Source organism: Bradyrhizobium yuanmingense (assembly GCF_029167105.1).
Classification (GTDB): domain Bacteria; phylum Pseudomonadota; class Alphaproteobacteria; order Rhizobiales; family Xanthobacteraceae; genus Bradyrhizobium; species Bradyrhizobium yuanmingense_A.
Map to the genome: position 1 here is coordinate 1 of NZ_JARFML010000030.1, position 14412 is coordinate 14412.

A 14412-nucleotide genomic window follows, 5' to 3' on the forward strand; every position below is an offset into this window, starting at 1 on the left:
CAGCGGGAGGTGCGGGCGGCGGCGTCGAGGGGCGCGATCCGCCGGCGCCCGGAATGAACGAGAAATCTTCGGCCAACGACGAGGAAATCCACGGCACCTGCTCGCCGCGCGAGGCGCGGGTGACGCCCATCTTGGTGCGGTTCAGCGTCTCCTCGGCCATCAGGTCGGGAACGCGGATTTCCTTCAGCAGCTCCTGGACGAACAGGCTGCGGTCGCCGCCGGCGTCCGAGACCACCGAGGCCAGCGCCGCCGAGTACATCACCAGCGTGCCGTTCGGTGCGATCACCGGGGTCAGGCCCGCTGAGAAGCTGCGGAACCGGCGCTCGAACGGGTTGCGCCTGGACGCATCGACCAGCGCGATCTTGACGCCGGCGCCGCGGGTGTTGAGCTCGCCGAGGACCGTCTCGAGGCTGAAGCCATCGCGGCGCACGTCGGACTCGGTCCAGATCTGCGCATCCACCGGCAGCAGGTAGCTCTGGCGCGCGGACTGGATGCCGAAACCCGAGAAGAACACCAGCGCGACCGAGCCCGGCTTGATCTTGCCGTAGAGCTTGTCGAAGGCGCGGCGCATGGCGTCGCCGGTCAGATTCTCGCCGAGCTCGACCGAAAAGCCATCGCGCTTGAGCTCGTCGGCGACGGCGCGCGCATCGTTGATCGGTTCCTTCAGCGGGGCATCCGCATCCGGATATTTGGCGTTGCCGATGACCAGCGCAAAACGGTCGCCGGCCGCAAGCGAGGGGGCCGTCGGGACGAGCGAGATCAGCAAGGGCAGAAGAAAAAAGAAGCGAATTTTCATAATCAGCGCGGTCCAGCCAAAAGGGCGCCGTTCCAGCTTGCGCCGCGGCGACCTTAACTTACGCTTACCTCATTATCAAACCGGGGACGGAGGGCGTCAACTGCTTGGAGATTCGACCTTATCCCGATGATGGACCGCAGCGGATGGGCATGCCGCGAGAGGAATGGATGGGTTGTCATGACGGTCCTCGGTACCTCGATGCTGTCGGCGGACCCTAGCGCAGCCAGGGCGGTGAAGACGTGATCGATCTCACATTGCAGCCTCGCCTCCGGGTTTGACCTTTCCTGCCGGCGGTGGCTTGGTGTGCGCGATCGTCCAGGATCCAACTCTAAAAAAAAGCGAGCCCATGGGAAACGTCTACGAGATCTACGCCCTGCGCTATGCGACGATGTCGCCGCGCACCCCCCACATGAACTTCCTCGTGCCCGACCCGCATGACAGCGCGGCGCAGGACCTCGATTATTTCGTCTGGCTGGTTCGAGGGCACGGCCGCGACATTCTGGTCGATACCGGCTTCAACGCCGAGGAGGCGAGCGCGCGGGCGCGCAAGCTCACGCTCAATCCCGTCGATGCGCTGGAGCGTTTCGGCGTCGCGGCGTCGGCCATTCGTGACGTCATCGTGACGCATCTGCATTACGACCACGCCGGCAATCTCGACCGCTTTCCCAACGCGCGCTTCCATCTGCAGGAGCGCGAGATGACCTACGCCACCGGGCGCTGCATGTGCAACGGCTTGCTGCGCCACCCGTTCTCGGTCGAGCATGTCACGCTGATGGTGCGCCACGTCTATGGCGAGCGCGTGACCTTCTATTCCGGCGACGGCGAGGTTGCTCCCGGCGTGACCGTGCACCGCGTCGGCGGCCATTCCGACGGCTTGCAGGTGGTGAAGGTCGAGACTGCGCGCGGCTCCGTGGTGCTGGCCTCCGATGCCGCGCATTACTACGCCAATCTGCAGCGCAGGAGCCCGTTCCCGATCGTCTACAATGTCGGCGACATGGCGCAAGGCTGGGACACGATCGAGCGCCTCGCCGGCCATCCCGACAGGTTTATCCCCGGTCATGATCCGATCGTGACGGAGATCTATCCCCGCGCCAGCGAGAAGGTCGATGTCTGGGCGCTGCATTTGCCGCCGACGCGCTCGTTTGCGAAGTGACGGCGAAGCTGTCATTCCGGGGACGCGCGAGCGCGAACCCGGAATCCAGACGTCATCGCGCTTCAGCTTGTCGTTGCGCATAGCCTTTCCGGCAAACCGCACTTGCACGTTTCCGGATCATGCTTCAGACGATGAAATCGGTCGCGTGTAGGTCCGCCGTATGGACGCCCTGAAGGGTAATCGTGTCGCTGGCCGTCAGGAGAATCACGGCATTGCCCGAGCTGTCGTCGCTGATCAGGCTCTTCAGCGCACTCCAGTCCGCAAAGCCGTAGTCGCGCACGTCGATCAGATCGTGCTCCGGCGTCGTGCCGCCGACGGTCATGTTGCCTTGATCGAAGTGGCTAACGATGACAGTCGTTTCGATACTTTTGCGGTGTCGCTCAAAGGATGTTAAGCAAGGGGATCACAATTTGGCTCACGAGCCGTTCCCGGCGACTGCAATCATCCAACCTCTAAAGGGGCGCGATCATGCTCGTATCCGGCAGGACTTCAGAGGTCGATATCTACATCGAAGTGGCGGATCAGGAGAGGCTGTCGTGAGGCTTGGACCGAGCGGAAGCCGCTCCTTCAACGGGTAACGGCACTTCGGCCTGTGGCCCTCAGTCGACCTGGCAAGCGGATGGTGCAGCGGACGCCCCTCTGAAAAGTCTGGAGATGGCCTATGAAACTCGCGCGTGATGGCGTGCAGCTGTCGTTTGACATTGCAGGCGAGGGACCACTTCAATTCCTGTTCGTCCATGGCCTGGGCGGGGATCGCACGCATTTTGCGCCGCAGATGGAGTATTTCGCCCGCCAGGGTCGGGCGTTGAATGCCGAGCTGCGGGGGCATGGCGAGAGCGACAAGCCGCAACAGGAATATTCGATCGAAGGCTTCGCCGACGATCTCGTCTGGCTGTGCAACCGGCAGCAGATCACCAATCCGGTCATCGTGGGTCAAAGCATGGGCGGCAACATGGCGCTCGAAATCGCCGCCCGCTATCCGGACTTTCCTGCAGGTCTGGTGTTGCTCGATTCAGGGGTGCTCTTCCCTGCCTCGGCAGGGGCGGTGTTCGCCGGTTATCTGGAGGGCTTACGGGGCGCGGATTTTGCCAGCGAGGTGCGGAGGATCGTGGCGGACTCCTGTCTGCCGACCGACAGATGCCGCGCCCGTGTTGAACAGACCTTTCTGGCGACGCCACAGCACGTGCTGGTGTCCACGTTTACAGGTCTGTTCCCCTGGGATTTGCATCGGGCGCGTGAGTGCGCCCAGGCGTGCCGGGTCCCACTGCTCTACATCGAAGCGGCCCATCGGCTCGCGGATCTGGATCGTTTTGCGGCGCTGTGTCCGCAACTGGTCACGGCCAAGGCCGTCGGCTCCGGGCATTTCCTGTCGCTTGAGGTGCCGGAGCAGATCAACCCGATGATCGATCGGTTTATCGCGCTCTACGTGCGAAGACACAGGTAAGCGTTATCGCTGCCGGGCAGTGCGGCGATCGACCGCCTCACTCACGCCGTGGCATCACGATAGCCAACGCACCAGGCGACAGAGCTGATCGTTCACCGCGTCTGCTTCGAGAGTAGAGCAGACCTGGCCTGTCTCGAATGCCCCGAAGCTGCCTATGCTCCGCATTGTGAAATTGCCGATCAAGGCTCAAATTGATGTAGGCTGAACGGCGCGAAGCGAGGTGATACTTGTTCTGCCCCCGCTGACTGTGGAAGCGACATGCGGAGATCGTTGGCGCCCACTATCGTATTGGCTGGAATAGGATTGCTTGCGGGCGGCATCTATCGTTACCTTGTCGACGACCCGGGCGAAGCTACGCTTGCAAACTACCTCCGCAGCGGCCTGCATGGGATGGGTGTCGCACTCGCGGCTTGGGCGGTTCACCTCCATTTCACCTCGCGCAGCAGCGCGTGGGTGACGAAATGGCCGCTCGTCGGCGAACTGCTCGTCAAATCTGTCGTCATGGCCATCGTGGTCGCGGTGGCTGCGATTGGGCTGCAAGCCGCACTCTATGGACACCGGATTGACGCCGCGTGGCTCGCGGCGGGCCTGCCTCGCATCGTCGGCGTCGCTTTCTTGATGTCAATGCTGATCAGCTCGGCCTACGAATTGATACGGCTTATCGGCGGCCGTGTTCTTCTCAGCGTCGTCCTCGGTCGATACCGGCGTCCGACGCGTGAAGAGCGCGCGCTATTGTTTCTCGATCTTGTAGGCTCGACATCACTCGCCGAGTCGATGGGCGAGTTGCGAATACAGGAGCTTCTCACCCGCGTGTTTTTCGACATAGATGAAGTCATCCTCGCTCATGGCGGCGAGGTGCACGCCTACGTCGGGGACGAGGTTATCGTTACATGGCGGGTGACTGCCAATCTGTCGGCGCGGCGCTGTATCGGTTGCTTCTTCGCCATCCAGGACAGGATTGTCGACCACGCCGCTTTTTATGTTCGCGAATTCGGCATAGTGCCACGCTTTCGCGGAGGAATGCATGCCGGCTTGGTGGCGATCAGCGAATGCGGCGATTCACGCCGACAGATTGCCTATTTTGGCGATACCGTGAACGTCGCGGCGCGGTTGCAGGAGCATTGCAAGGAGATCGATCGACCGCTGCTTGTTTCAGCCGACCTGTTGCGCTTGGCGAATCCTACCGCCGACCTTGTGGTCGAACCATTGGGGCCAACGCGGTTGCGCGGACGCCGCGCGCCAATCGACGTGCTCGCCGTCGAGCGCCGTCCATTGACCGACGCGTGAGCCCCTTGCTCAGTAGCAATACGAAAGATTGAGGTGAACTCTAGGTCTTCGGCTGCCTGATGAAGCCAAAGTAAAGGCAGACCAAGAAGAGAATGAAATGGACGACGGAACGGCCGCCGCTGACCAGCGGTGTCTCGACGAAGTCTGTTCCCAACAGAGGCACAGAAACTTCGGCGACAAAGAGATAGAACAAGATGCCTGATGATACAAAGAATGCGCCTGCCAAGAATTTGCGAAATTCCCTGTTTCGCCACGCGAAAAAGAGGCTTCCGACGGCCATGATGAGGCCTGCGGCGACGTAGAGGACAATGATCATGTTTTCCTCACGGGATCAGGCGCGGTCCACAAAACTTAGTTGGTCGCCAAATTCAGAAGCGCCAGATGCTCTGCCCAGTGGTTACATGTAGGTCGTTCCCCGGCGACCGGTCGGCATCTGCTGCACTGCGCAAGTCCGGAGTTGGCCCATCATGCCGCTATCCGGTCAGCACGGCCCGACAAATGACGCCCCTGACGAACTCAGAAGGAGAGAAGGATGCTAGAAAAAGCGAAGGTCGCCGCCCGTCTTCCAGCCAAGGATTTAGATCGGGCGCGGGCGTTCTATTCCGAGAAACTCGGGCTCGACCCGGTCGAACAGCGCGAAGGTGGTCTGCGCTACGTCTGCGCAAGCGGAGAGTTTGCAATATTCATCTCGGCCGGAGTGCAATCCGGCACGCACACGCAGATGGGCTGGGAAGTCGAGGACATCGAATCGACGGTGCGGGAACTTCGTGCAAGGGGAGCAAAGTTCGAGGAATACGACTTGCCCGGCCTGAAGACCGTTGACGGGATCGCCGAGATAGCTGGGAATTACGCAAGCAAGGGCATCGGTGAGAGAGGCGCATGGTTCCGCGACAGCGAAGGCAACCTTCTTGGAATTGGGCAGCCTATTCGATCTTGACAGTCGGACATTGCGGCTCGCTCAACGACGGCTCGTTCGCAGCTCTCACTCTATCGTTGCACTCACGGTCATGACCGATCGGCCCGAGCCGTATGGACCCTTTCCTTCACCATAGATGGCGAACGTATCGTTGCCCTTGTAGCCGGATGCCGCGGTGTACCTGAACGTCGTGACGTTGACCTGTCTGAGCGTGCCGTGCGCAGGTTTCCGGGACACGCCCGATCGATGCATTGCTCCCGGAATCCGCATCGGGAAATTGCACGTTTCGCCCGACCTAACCGTGAAGTAGGCCGTCATGTCCACGCCAAACACGGATGGGTTACCGGTGACTCTGCACTCGGAGATGGCGAAGGCCGTAGCCGGCGTCAGGCTCACGACAGCAGCGAGAGCTAATATCCGCATGCGCATCTCCCCTCGGGATCAAGCGGCAATTGATCTCGAGGCATTGGGGATGACCATTGATATGAATCAACATATCGGCCGCTAATACGCCTGCTTGGCGTCGGCCTCTTCGCTGGTCTGGATCAGATCGAGGCTCTGCTCGATCTTGCCGAGCAGAGCTCGTAGATGGGTTGAGCCCTTGCGAAACCCATCGATCCATCCGCGATGACGCATGATAGGTTTCGCAAGGGCTCAACCGATCCTACGCGCCGAGACGGGCGGCGGACGCGATGTCAACGAGCACCGGCAGGATCCGGGCAAGCAACGATGTCGCGAGGAGATTTTCGAGCCGCCAGCTCCGGAGGAGAGAATACTGCGAGGTATCCTCCGTCCCCTGCGAGCTTATAAGTGGCGATCTCGCGATAGTCGAGGGCGGTCAACTCGCAGCGCAAGAGCTCAATTGGCGTGCCATGCTTCGAGGTCGGAAGCTCAAGATCGACAATTCCGACCCGCGCACCTTGCTTCAAGGCGGGCGCGAGATTGTAGAGGAAGGCATACGGTTGGGCTATCTCGTGATACATATGCACAAGGATTGCGGCGTCCAGCGAGGAAGCGGGCAGACGCGGGTCGTGTGGTTCGCCGAGCGCGAATTGCACGTTCGTCAACTTCAGAAGTCTTGTTCGCCTGGCGAGTTCGACGAGGTAATCCCGCGTGACGTCCTGGGCAACGACAGAGCCGGCGGGGCCGACGAGGTGCGAGAGCCTGACCGTGTGGTAGCCGCTGCCTGCTCCAATGTCGCCGACTGTCATACCTGGTTTCAGTTCAAGAACGCGCGCGATTTGACCGGCCTCATTGAGGGCGTCGCGGCGCTCTTCGGCGGAGCGGCGCGGGCTGACGATCCGTGCGACAGGACGCTGGGGTGAGGGAAACTCGTTTGCAGCGACTCCAGGGGGAGCCAGATGACCTATGTCAGCGGCGTGTGCGCGAGTCGCGGCAAACGCCACAAGTAGCATCGCAATATACGTTGCTGCCGTCACGGTCCTACCTAGCTTTCTCAACCGGACTCCCAAAAGCTGACGTCTGCGCCCTATGGGTGGGCGCCCTAATACGCCTGCTTGGCGTCGGCCTCTTCGCTGGTCTGGATCAGATCGAGGCTCTGCTCGATCTTGCCGAGCAGCGCCGAGAGCTGCTTGCGCTCCTGCGCCGAGAGGCAGGCGAGGATTTCGTCCTCCCGCCGCAGCAATTGCGGGAACAGCTCCTCGTAGAGCGCGCGGCCCTTGCTGGTCAGTTGCAGGCGGAATTCGCGGCGGTCGGCTTCGTTCTCGACCCGCTCGATCAGGCCGTCGCCAAGCAGCGTCGTCACCGCGCGGCTGATGGTCGATTTGTGCGTGCGGGTGCACTGCGCGATGTATTGCGCGCTGCAGGCATCAACGCGGAAGCCGAGCGTGGCGATGACGCGCCAGGCCGGAATGTCGAGGCCGTGGCGCTCCTGATATTCGACCGACAGCGCGGAACTGACCTCCGCTGCGAGTCGGTTGAGCCGGAACGGCACGAACTTGAACAGATCGAGCCGCGGCTTTGGCCTCGTCGAAGCCTCGTCGGCCGCGCGCGCCTTGAGCGCGATGTCGCTGGATGTCCTCGCCAAGGAGATTGCTCCGAATTCCAGTTGACGGCCGGCCGGCTCCGGTCCAAAATAGTTGCACGTGAGACTATCTAGCAGATCGATCCTGTCCTGACCAGAGCCGAGGTTCGTGTATGGCGCCGGCCAATACCCCTCACGCCAAAACCCAGTTCGGCTATCGCCGTCACCCCGATCAGGGCCGTCCCGGGTCGAGCCCCGCGGCGCATCCGGTCGTGATCGTCGGTGCGGGCCCGGTCGGCTTGTCGCTGGCGATCGATCTCGCCCAGCGCGGCCAGCGCGTCGTGCTGCTTGATGATGCCGACCGCATCGGCGAGGGCTCGCGCGCGATCTGCTTCTCGAAGCGGTCGCTGGAATATTGGGACCGGCTCGGCGTCGGCGACCGCATGGTCGAGAAGGGCGTGGTGTGGAGCGTCGGGCGGATCTTCCATGGCGAGTCCCAGCTCTATCAGTTCAACCTCCTGCCGGAAGACGGCCACAAGCGGCCGGCCTTCATCAATCTCCAGCAATACTATGCCGAGGCCTATCTGGTCGATCGCATCAACGAGCTGCCGGAGATCGACCTGCGTTGGCGCAACAAGGTGACGGCGCTCGAGCAGCGCAACGATTCCGCCCTGCTGACGATCGAGACGCCGGAGGGCGCCTATCGCCTGAATGCGCGCTATGTCATCGCCTGCGACGGCGCGCGCTCCTCGCTGCGGCAGATGGTTGGTGCGGAATTCGCCGGCCAGGTGTTCGAGGACCAGTTCCTGATCGCGGACGTCAAGATGACCGCGGAATTTCCGACCGAGCGCTGGTTCTGGTTCGATCCGCCGTTCCATGCCGGGCGTTCGGCGCTGCTGCACCGGCAGCCCGACGACGTCTGGCGCATCGATCTCCAGCTTAACCGTTACGCCGATCCGGTTCTCGAGAAGAAGCCGGAAAACGTGCGGCCGCGGATCGCGCGCATGCTGGGCCATGACAAATTCGAGTTCGAGTGGATTTCGCTCTACAAGTTCCAGTGCCGGCGGATGGATCGCTTCATCCATGGCCGCGTGATCTTCGCCGGCGATTCCGCGCATCAGGTCTCGCCCTTCGGCGCGCGTGGCGCCAACTCGGGACTCGAAGACGCGGAGAATCTGTCCTGGAAGCTCGACCGCGTGCTGCGCGGCAAATCGCCCGCGAGCCTGCTGGAGAGCTACCATCTCGAGCGCAGCATGGCGGCCGACGAGAACATCCGCGAATCCACCCGCTCGACCGACTTCATGGCGCCGAACTCGCATCAGGAGGCGCGGTTGCGCAAGGCGGTGCTGTCGCTGGCCAAGGAGACCGAATTCGGCAAGCGCATGGTCAATGGCGGCCGGCTCTCCGTGCCGTGCAGCTACGAGACGCCGCTGTCCTCGCTCGATGCGGATACGTGGCGCGGTGGACCCTCGCCCGGCAGTTCGATGCTCGACGCGCCCGCCGCAACGCCCGCCGGCGAGCCGATCTATCTGACGGACGCCTTCCGCAAGGGTGGAACGGATTTCACTTTGCTGTCGTTCAGCAATGGCGCGCCGATCGATGCGCCTGCCGGCATCAAGGGCATCCGCATTGGTGTCAAGGACGGACTTGCCGATCCCTCAGGCCTGGTTGCAAAGCGCTACGGCGCCGAGCCGGGTGCCGCCTACCTGCTGAGGCCCGACGGTTATGTCGCGGCGCGCTTCCGCCATCCGACGCGTTCGGCGATCGCGGCGGCGCTGGCGCGAGCCGAAGGTTTGTATTGAGGTTCCGCATGCCGCTCTCCACCAGCTCGAACTTCGCGCGCCCCGACGATGCGTTCCGTGCCATCGTCGAGGCGCATCGCGACCTGACCGAGGAACAGAGCGCCGATTTCGACGCGGCGCTGGTGCTGATCCTCGCCAACCATATCGGCGACATCGACGTGCTGCGCGAGGCGATCGGGCTCGCCAAGCGCCGCATGATCGACGGCCAGCAGCAACAACAGCAACAACAATAGCCTCGTAAGGACGAATTCATGGCGAAGAACTTCGCATCCACCGGCGATCTCTCCGAGAAGAAGATCACCTTCTCCGAGATCGGCACCGATCTCTATGCCTTCACCGCCGAGGGCGATCCCAACACGGCCGTGATCGTCGGCGACGACGGCTGCCTCGTGTTCGACGCCCAGGCAACGCCGGCGATGGCGAACAAGGTGATCGAGCGGGTGCGCGCCGTGACCGACAAGCCGATCAAATATGTCGTGCTGTCGCACTATCACGCCGTGCGCGTGCTGGGCGCCTCTGCCTATCACGCGCAAGGCATCGTCGCGTCGCAAGAGACCTATCGTCTCATCGAAGAGCGCGGCAAGCAGGATTGGGATTCCGAGTACGGCCGCTTTCCGCGCCTGTTCCAGGATGCGCAGAGCATTCCGGGCCTGACCTGGCCGACGCTGACCTTCGAAGGCGAGATGTCGATCTACCTGGGAAAACGCGAGGTGCGCCTGATGCAGCTCGGCGCCGGCCACACCTCCGGCGACATCGTCGCCTGGGTGCCGGATGCGGAGGTGATGTTCTCCGGCGACCTCATCGAATATCACTCGGCCTGCTATTGCGGCGATGCGCATTTGCGCGAATGGCCGATGACGCTGAACGAGATCCGCAATTTCAATCCGAAGGCGATCGCGCCGGGGCGCGGCGATGCGCTGAAGGGCACCGCTACCGTGCGCGAGGCCATCGCGATGACGCGCGACTTCGTCACCTCGCTCTATGGCGCGGCCGAAATCTCGGTCGCCAAGGGCCGCAGCTTGAAGGAATCGATGGCGGCGACGCGCGAGGTGATGGATCCGAAATTCTCGAGCTTCGCCATTTACGAGCACTGCCTGCCGTTCAACGTGTCGCGCGCCTACGACGAGGCGTCCGGTATCGACGACCCCGTGATCTGGACCGACAAGCGCGATCAGGAAATGTGGGCCGCCTTGCAAGGAGGAGGATAGCCATGAACATCAATACCTCGCCTGACCAGATCATCCGCAGCTCGGCCCAGGTGACGCCGGGCTACATGTCCGGCTTCGGCAACTCTTTCGAGACCGAGGCGCTGCCGGGCGCGCTGCCGATCGGGCGCAACTCGCCGCAGCGCTGCGCCTACGGACTCTACGCCGAGCAGCTCTCGGGCTCGCCCTTCACCGCGCCGCGCGGCAGCAATGAGCGCTCCTGGCTCTACCGCATCCGCCCTTCCGTGAAGCATTCCGGCCGCTTCGAGAAGGTCGATGCCGGCCTGTGGCGGTCGGCGCCGTGCCATGAATACGACCTGCCGATCGCGCAGCTGCGCTGGGATCCGACGCCGCTGCCGAAGGAAGAGGTCACCTTCGTGCAGGGCGTGCAGACCATGACGACGGCGGGTGACGTCAACACGCAGGCCGGCATGGCCGCGCATGTCTATCTCATCACCAAGTCGATGGTGGATCAGCATTTCTATGATGCCGACGGCGAGCTGATGTTCGTGCTGCAGCAGGGCAATCTGCGCCTCGTCACCGAGTTCGGCCGCATCGATGCCGAGCCCGGCGAGATCGTGGTGATCCCGCGCGGCGTCAAGTTCCGCGTCGAGATTCCGAACGGTCCGGCGCGCGGCTATCTCTGCGAAAATTACGGCGGCGCCTTCACACTGCCGGAGCGCGGCCCGATCGGCGCCAATTGCCTTGCCAATGCGCGCGACTTCCTGACGCCGGTGGCAAACTACGAGGACAAGGACACGCCGACCGAGCTCTACGTGAAATGGGGTGGCTCGCTGTTCAAGACGGCCCTGCCGCATTCGCCGATCGACGTGGTTGCCTGGCACGGTAATTATGCGCCGTACAAGTATGATCTGCGCACCTTCTCTCCCGTCGGCGCGATCGGCTTCGACCATCCCGATCCCTCGATCTTCACGGTGCTGACCTCGCCCTCGGAGACCGCGGGCACCGCCAATATCGACTTCGTGATCTTCCCCGAGCGCTGGATGGTCGCCGAAAACACCTTCCGGCCGCCCTGGTACCACATGAACATCATGAGCGAGTTCATGGGCCTGATCTACGGCGTCTACGACGCCAAGCCGCAGGGCTTCGTCCCCGGCGGCATCTCCTTGCACAATTGCATGCTGCCGCACGGTCCCGACCGCGACGCCTTCGAGCATGCCAGCAATGGCGAGCTCAAGCCGGTGAAGCTGACCGGCACCATGGCCTTCATGTTCGAGACCCGCTACCCGCAGCGCGTCACCGCCCATGCGGCGAACTCGTCGACTCTGCAGGACGATTACGCCGATTGCTGGAACGGCCTGGAGAAGAAGTTCGATCCGAATAGGCCGTAAGTTTCGCTGTCCGTCATCGCCGGGCTTGACCCGGCGATCCATCCCTCTTGAAATGATGGATGCCCGGGTCAAGCCCGGGCATGACGATTTTCCGATTGGAGAATTCGCGTGCCTCACCCCAACGACCCCAGCCTCCGCTCCTTCATCGACGTCGATCCCGCCTCCGACTTCCCGATCCAGAACCTGCCCTATGGCGTGTTCTCGGCGAATGGATTGGCGCCGCGCGTTGGTGTCGCCATCGGCGCCTACATTCTTGATCTGTGGGAGCTCGAGCAGGATGGCCGCCTCGATGTCGGGCAGCCGGGGACCTTTGCGGCAGGCAGCCTGAATCCGTTCATGTCGTTGGGCCCGAAGGTGTGGTCGACGACCCGTGCGCGGATCAGCGAGCTTTTGCGGCACGACAATCCCGAATTGCGCGACAACGAGGAGCTGCGCAAGCTGGCCCTGGTGCCGATGCGCGATGCCAGACTGCATCTACCCTTCACCGTCTCCGGCTACACCGATTTCTATTCGTCAAAAGAGCATGCCACCAATGTCGGCGTGATGTTCCGCGGCAAGGACAATGCGCTGCAGCCGAACTGGCTGCATATGCCCATCGCCTATAACGGCCGCGCATCGACCGTCGTGGTCTCCGGCACGAAGGTGAAGCGGCCGCGCGGGCAGCTGAAGCCGCCGAATGTGGAGCTGCCGAGCTTTGCGCCGTGCAAGCGGCTCGATTTCGAGCTGGAGATGGGCGTCGTCATCGGCCAGCCGTCGCCGATGGGCGGCATGCTCACGGAGCAACAGGCCGAGGAGATGATTTTCGGCTTCGTGTTGCTCAACGACTGGAGCGCGCGCGACATCCAGCAATGGGAATATGTGCCGCTTGGCCCGTTCCTCGCCAAGGCGTTCGCGACATCGATCAGCCCCTGGGTGGTGACGCGCGAGGCGTTGGAGCCGTTCCGCTTGAACGGGCCGGAGCAGCAGCCGGTGCCGCTCGATTATCTCAAGCAGACCAAGCCGCAGAACTACGATGTCGCGCTCGACGTCTCCTTGCGCGCTGCGGGTGCCAATGCGCCCGCCAGCATCAGCCACACCAATTTCAAGTACATGTACTGGTCCTCGGTGCAGCAGCTGATGCACCACGCCTCAAGCGGCTGCGCCATGAATGTCGGCGATCTCTTAGGGAGCGGCACCATCTCCGGCCCGGAGAAGAACCAGCGCGGCAGCCTGCTCGAGATCAGCTGGAACGGCACCGAGCCGGTCGAGCTGCCCGGCGGCGCCAGGCGCGCGTTCCTGGAGGACGGCGACAGCCTCGTCATGCGCGGCTGGTGCCAGGGCAACGGCTATCGCGTCGGATTCGGCGAGGTCGAGGGGACGATCGTGGCTGCGGAGTAGCCGCGGTCGCTGCCACAAGCACCGTCATTGCGAGCGCAGCGAAGCAATCCAGTATCGCAGCGGCAGTCTGGATTGCTTCGTCGCAAGGGCTCCTCGCAATGACGGCGTGGACAGAGCTCACCGCCTCTCCGGCGGCACGTCGCGCACCCGCGCACAATGCGCCGCGACATCCTCCAGGCTGTACTTCAGATGCACCCGCTTGTCGGACGGCGCCTGCCTGGCCGTGCACACGCCCGGCCGCCATTCCTGCGCCGGCCTGATCGGGCGCGGGGCAAAGCCGCCGCCGCAATTCGGGCAGACGTTGAACAGCTTGGTCTCGACGCAGTCCGCACAGAATGTGCATTCATAGGAGCAGATCCGCGCATTGGTCGCGTCGGGCGGCAGGTCGCAATCGCAATATTCGCAATTCGGTCGCAGCTGGAGCGCCATGTTGAATCTCCACAACTAGAGCTGCGATCATCGCAGATCGTGCAGCCACCGCGAATGCCATAGTTCCCTCGATTTCAGCCGGGCTTGATCTCCCTCAGCGGCAGCTTCGAGCTCTCCTTCAGCCTATCAAGCACGATCGAGGAGCGCACATGCGCCACGCTCGGGTGCGGCATCAGGACGTCGTTGACGAGATTGGACAGGCCCTTGAGATCGCGCAGCACGGCCTTGAGCACATAGTCGGCATCGCCTGTGAGCGAATACGCCTCCTGGATTTCGTCGATCCGGTTCACCAGCGCGCGGAAGCGTTTCGAATTGTCCGGCGAGTGGGTCGCCAGTCCCACCTGGATGAAGGCGATCACGCCGAAGCCGAGCGCCTCGCTGGAGAGGTCGGCGTGGTAGCCCGCGATGACCTTCTCCTCCTCCAGCCGCATCCGCCGTCGCGAGCATTGCGAGGCTGACAGGCCTGCAAGGTCGGCCAGCTCCTGGTTGGTGAGGCGGCCGTCGTCCTGCAGCGCACCCAGGATCTTGAGGTCGAACGCATCCACGTTGATCATGCGTGTTTTGTCCATTTGATGCACGGATCGTGCATAGAATAGCCGAACCCCGTCTCGTTTGCACGCTCATTGCATGGCTCATGAAGGATAGTTCCTGCCAGCAGCCATTTGGG

Annotated in this window: 17 protein-coding genes and 1 pseudogene; 9 read left to right on the top strand and 9 right to left on the bottom strand. The window is 62.8% G+C overall.

Features of this window, described 5'->3' with window-relative positions:
* Nucleotides 1-796 (bottom strand): caspase family protein (locus tag P0R31_RS30320; protein ID WP_275518154.1); only part of this gene is annotated, 796 nt, incomplete at its 3' end.
* Nucleotides 797-1142: 346 nt separating this feature from the next.
* Here P0R31_RS30320 and P0R31_RS30325 point away from each other — a divergent pair.
* A complete protein-coding gene (locus P0R31_RS30325; RefSeq protein WP_275518156.1) occupies nt 1143-1949 on the top strand; it encodes an N-acyl homoserine lactonase family protein in 807 nt (268 codons plus the stop codon).
* A gap of 124 nt (nt 1950-2073) precedes the next feature.
* On the opposite strand, the gene P0R31_RS30330 is transcribed toward P0R31_RS30325, so the two are convergent.
* Entirely contained in the window at nt 2074-2271 is a 198-nt protein-coding gene (locus P0R31_RS30330; RefSeq protein ID WP_343299346.1) for a hypothetical protein, read from the bottom strand.
* A 339-nt stretch (nt 2272-2610) separates the two neighbouring features.
* Between P0R31_RS30330 and P0R31_RS30335 the strand changes: the two genes are divergently transcribed.
* Together P0R31_RS30335 and P0R31_RS30340 are read left to right on the top strand one after the other, a co-directional pair.
* Nucleotides 2611-3393, top strand: a complete 783-nt coding sequence (locus P0R31_RS30335) for an alpha/beta fold hydrolase (RefSeq protein ID WP_275518158.1) — start codon at nt 2611-2613, stop codon at nt 3391-3393.
* A gap of 270 nt (nt 3394-3663) precedes the next feature.
* On the top strand, nt 3664-4680 hold the full coding sequence (locus P0R31_RS30340; RefSeq protein ID WP_275518161.1) for an adenylate/guanylate cyclase domain-containing protein: 1017 nt from the start codon (nt 3664-3666) through the stop codon (nt 4678-4680).
* A gap of 40 nt (nt 4681-4720) precedes the next feature.
* On the opposite strand, the gene P0R31_RS30345 is transcribed toward P0R31_RS30340, so the two are convergent.
* The gene (locus tag P0R31_RS30345) at nt 4721-4996 is read right to left on the bottom strand and encodes a hypothetical protein (RefSeq protein WP_157287004.1); all 276 of its coding nucleotides are present in this window, start codon (nt 4994-4996) and stop codon (nt 4721-4723) included.
* Between the two features lie 216 nt (nt 4997-5212).
* Between P0R31_RS30345 and P0R31_RS30350 the strand changes: the two genes are divergently transcribed.
* A complete protein-coding gene (locus P0R31_RS30350) occupies nt 5213-5617 on the top strand; it encodes a VOC family protein (protein WP_275518163.1) in 405 nt (134 codons plus the stop codon).
* Between the two features lie 45 nt (nt 5618-5662).
* Here P0R31_RS30350 and P0R31_RS30355 read toward each other — a convergent pair whose 3' ends face one another.
* The 4 genes and pseudogenes from P0R31_RS30355 to P0R31_RS30370 all read right to left on the bottom strand — a co-directional run bounded on the left by P0R31_RS30355 (nt 5663) and on the right by P0R31_RS30370 (nt 7643).
* Nucleotides 5663-6019 carry a hypothetical protein gene (locus tag P0R31_RS30355; protein WP_275518164.1) on the bottom strand — a complete coding sequence of 119 codons (357 nt, stop codon included), beginning with the start codon at nt 6017-6019 and terminating at the stop codon, nt 5663-5665.
* Nucleotides 6020-6100: 81 nt separating this feature from the next.
* Nucleotides 6101-6184: pseudogene (locus tag P0R31_RS30360) on the bottom strand (MarR family winged helix-turn-helix transcriptional regulator); the annotation flags it as partial.
* A gap of 107 nt (nt 6185-6291) precedes the next feature.
* Nucleotides 6292-7011, bottom strand: coding sequence for a class I SAM-dependent methyltransferase (locus P0R31_RS30365; RefSeq protein WP_430516877.1), 720 nt, complete (start codon nt 7009-7011; stop codon nt 6292-6294).
* 89 nt (nt 7012-7100) lie between these two features.
* Nucleotides 7101-7643 carry a MarR family winged helix-turn-helix transcriptional regulator gene (locus P0R31_RS30370; RefSeq protein WP_275518167.1) on the bottom strand — a complete coding sequence of 181 codons (543 nt, stop codon included), beginning with the start codon at nt 7641-7643 and terminating at the stop codon, nt 7101-7103.
* Nucleotides 7644-7753: 110 nt separating this feature from the next.
* On the opposite strand from P0R31_RS30370, the gene P0R31_RS30375 reads away from it, so the two are divergent.
* The 5 genes from P0R31_RS30375 to fahA all read left to right on the top strand — a co-directional run bounded on the left by P0R31_RS30375 (nt 7754) and on the right by fahA (nt 13316).
* The gene (locus P0R31_RS30375) at nt 7754-9382 is read left to right on the top strand and encodes an FAD-dependent oxidoreductase (RefSeq protein ID WP_275518168.1); all 1629 of its coding nucleotides are present in this window, start codon (nt 7754-7756) and stop codon (nt 9380-9382) included.
* Nucleotides 9383-9390: 8 nt separating this feature from the next.
* Nucleotides 9391-9615 (top strand): DUF2783 domain-containing protein, encoded by a 225-nt coding sequence (locus P0R31_RS30380; protein WP_275503143.1) that lies wholly within the window; start codon nt 9391-9393, stop codon nt 9613-9615.
* 18 nt (nt 9616-9633) lie between these two features.
* Nucleotides 9634-10590 (top strand): MBL fold metallo-hydrolase, encoded by a 957-nt coding sequence (locus tag P0R31_RS30385; RefSeq protein WP_275518170.1) that lies wholly within the window; start codon nt 9634-9636, stop codon nt 10588-10590.
* Nucleotides 10591-10592: 2 nt separating this feature from the next.
* A complete protein-coding gene (gene hmgA, locus P0R31_RS30390) occupies nt 10593-11939 on the top strand; it encodes a homogentisate 1,2-dioxygenase (RefSeq protein ID WP_275518171.1) in 1347 nt (448 codons plus the stop codon).
* A gap of 108 nt (nt 11940-12047) precedes the next feature.
* Nucleotides 12048-13316: a fumarylacetoacetase gene (fahA, locus tag P0R31_RS30395; protein ID WP_275518172.1), complete on the top strand. Its 1269-nt coding sequence runs from the start codon at nt 12048-12050 to the stop codon at nt 13314-13316.
* Between the two features lie 117 nt (nt 13317-13433).
* Here the strand turns inward: fahA and P0R31_RS30400 are convergent, their stop codons facing one another.
* Both P0R31_RS30400 and P0R31_RS30405 read right to left on the bottom strand, forming a co-directional pair.
* Entirely contained in the window at nt 13434-13745 is a 312-nt protein-coding gene (locus P0R31_RS30400; protein ID WP_275518173.1) for a DUF1272 domain-containing protein, read from the bottom strand.
* Nucleotides 13746-13819: 74 nt separating this feature from the next.
* The gene (locus P0R31_RS30405; protein WP_275518174.1) at nt 13820-14299 is read right to left on the bottom strand and encodes an Lrp/AsnC family transcriptional regulator; all 480 of its coding nucleotides are present in this window, start codon (nt 14297-14299) and stop codon (nt 13820-13822) included.
* Nucleotides 14300-14412 lie beyond the last annotated feature (113 nt).

Coding starts and splice junctions, on each gene's coding strand:
- P0R31_RS30325 (WP_275518156.1), top strand. CDS start 1,143: ATGGGAAACGTCTACGAGATCTACGCCCTGCGCTATGCGACGATGTCG.
- P0R31_RS30330 (WP_343299346.1), bottom strand. CDS start 2,271: ATGACCGTCGGCGGCACGACGCCGGAGCACGATCTGATCGACGTGCGC.
- P0R31_RS30335 (WP_275518158.1), top strand. CDS start 2,611: ATGAAACTCGCGCGTGATGGCGTGCAGCTGTCGTTTGACATTGCAGGC.
- P0R31_RS30345 (WP_157287004.1), bottom strand. CDS start 4,996: ATGATCATTGTCCTCTACGTCGCCGCAGGCCTCATCATGGCCGTCGGA.
- P0R31_RS30350 (WP_275518163.1), top strand. CDS start 5,213: ATGCTAGAAAAAGCGAAGGTCGCCGCCCGTCTTCCAGCCAAGGATTTA.
- P0R31_RS30355 (WP_275518164.1), bottom strand. CDS start 6,019: ATGCGGATATTAGCTCTCGCTGCTGTCGTGAGCCTGACGCCGGCTACG.
- P0R31_RS30365 (WP_430516877.1), bottom strand. CDS start 7,011: ATGCTACTTGTGGCGTTTGCCGCGACTCGCGCACACGCCGCTGACATA.
- P0R31_RS30375 (WP_275518168.1), top strand. CDS start 7,754: ATGGCGCCGGCCAATACCCCTCACGCCAAAACCCAGTTCGGCTATCGC.
- P0R31_RS30380 (WP_275503143.1), top strand. CDS start 9,391: ATGCCGCTCTCCACCAGCTCGAACTTCGCGCGCCCCGACGATGCGTTC.
- P0R31_RS30385 (WP_275518170.1), top strand. CDS start 9,634: ATGGCGAAGAACTTCGCATCCACCGGCGATCTCTCCGAGAAGAAGATC.
- hmgA (WP_275518171.1), top strand. CDS start 10,593: ATGAACATCAATACCTCGCCTGACCAGATCATCCGCAGCTCGGCCCAG.
- P0R31_RS30400 (WP_275518173.1), bottom strand. CDS start 13,745: ATGGCGCTCCAGCTGCGACCGAATTGCGAATATTGCGATTGCGACCTG.
- P0R31_RS30405 (WP_275518174.1), bottom strand. CDS start 14,299: ATGATCAACGTGGATGCGTTCGACCTCAAGATCCTGGGTGCGCTGCAG.